The sequence below is a fragment of the Fictibacillus nanhaiensis genome (genome assembly GCF_023715445.1).
GTDB lineage: Bacteria > Bacillota > Bacilli > Bacillales > Fictibacillaceae > Fictibacillus > Fictibacillus nanhaiensis_D.
The window spans coordinates 1-1,517 of record NZ_JAMBOD010000031.1 but is presented as its reverse complement, the minus strand read 5'-3'; the positions used below and the strand labels follow the sequence as shown (position 1 = coordinate 1,517).

Sequence of the window (1,517 nt, the reverse complement as noted above, 5' to 3'; positions counted from 1 at the left end):
TCAGCTTGTAGACAAAGTATATGTCTACAAGCTTTTTTTATTGTAGAATTAAATTAGATAATGTTTGAGGGGAGAAATATACATGTTATCTAAGCATTCTACTGAAGGACGTCACCAAGTAACCCTGGCAGCTCTTGACGAGCTTGTACCTCAGGATCATTTAGTACGTAAGATTGATCAAGTCATGGATTTCGATTTCATTTATGATGCTGTTAAACATACTTATTCATTAGACAATGGTAGACCGAGTGTAGATCCAGTTGTTTTAATTAAAATGGTCTTGATTCAATATCTTTTTGGTATTCGCTCTATGCGTCAGACAATCAAAGAGATTGAAACCAATATTGCATACCGATGGTTTATTGGCTATGACTTTAGCGAAAAGGTACCCCACTTCTCAACCTTCGGTAAGAACTACGCACGCCGTTTTCATGACAGTGATCTCTTTGAACAAATCTTCTACCGTATTCTTCGTGAAGCCATGAATCATGGATTGGTTGATCCAACTGTTGCGTTTATTGATTCCACACATGTGAAAGCAAACGCCAATAAAAAGAAGTTCGATAAGAAAACAGTTCGTGTTGAAACGCGAAGCTATCAGAACTTATTAGAAGAAGAAATTAATGTCGACCGTGAGGAACACGGAAAAAAGCCATTACCCCCTCAAACGAAGATTGAAACTAAAGAAGTGAAAATTAGTACGACTGATCCTGAGAGTGGCTACTATGTGAAGGATGAACGAGAGAAATTGTTTGCCTATTCCTTTCATACAGCCAGCGACTCGAGAGGATTTATATTAGGAAGTTTAGTCACAGGGGCCAATGTTCATGACAGTCGAATGCTCGAGCCATTGATGAATCAGTTGATCGAAAATGTAGGAAAACCAACTGCCCTTGCCGTTGATGCAGGATATAAAACGCCACCGATTGCTAAGTATTTAATAGATCAGGAAATCCGTCCCGTGATGCCATATACCAGACCCAAAACAAAAGATGGCTTCTTTAAGAAATACGAGTACGTCTACGATGAATACTATGATCAATACATATGCCCACAAGGTGAGATTTTATCTTATAGAACGACGACCCGTGAGGGCTATCGTCAATACGCTTCCAATCCTTTAAAGTGCCAAAACTGTCCAGTACTCTCTCAATGTACACAGAGCCAGCAGCACATAAAGATGATTCACAGGCACATCTGGGAGGATTATCTCGAAGAAGCCAATCACCTCCGGCATACAGAAGAGAATAAAGAAATGTATGCAAAGCGAAAAGAAACAATTGAACGTGTTTTTGCGGATGCAAAAGAAAAGCATGGTATGCGATGGACGAAGCTCAGAGGGCTTAAAAAAGTGTCCATGCAGGCGATGCTTACTTTCGCTGCCATGAACCTTAAAAAACTGGCAAACTGGACATGGCAAGAGCCATGCCCAGCTTGATATCTTATCTAAAAAACGTTAAAAACAGGACAAACCCCTTTTCAATTTATATTGAAAAGGGGTTTTGTCTACGGTCTGA

General features: G+C 39.8%; 1 protein-coding gene. It reads left to right on the top strand.

What is annotated here, in order from left to right:
• Positions 1-82: 82 nt before the first annotated feature.
• Positions 83-1,438: an IS1182 family transposase gene (locus M3196_RS21675; RefSeq protein WP_251324368.1), complete on the top strand. Its 1,356-nt coding sequence runs from the start codon at positions 83-85 to the stop codon at positions 1,436-1,438.
• Positions 1,439-1,517: the final 79 nt, after the last annotated feature.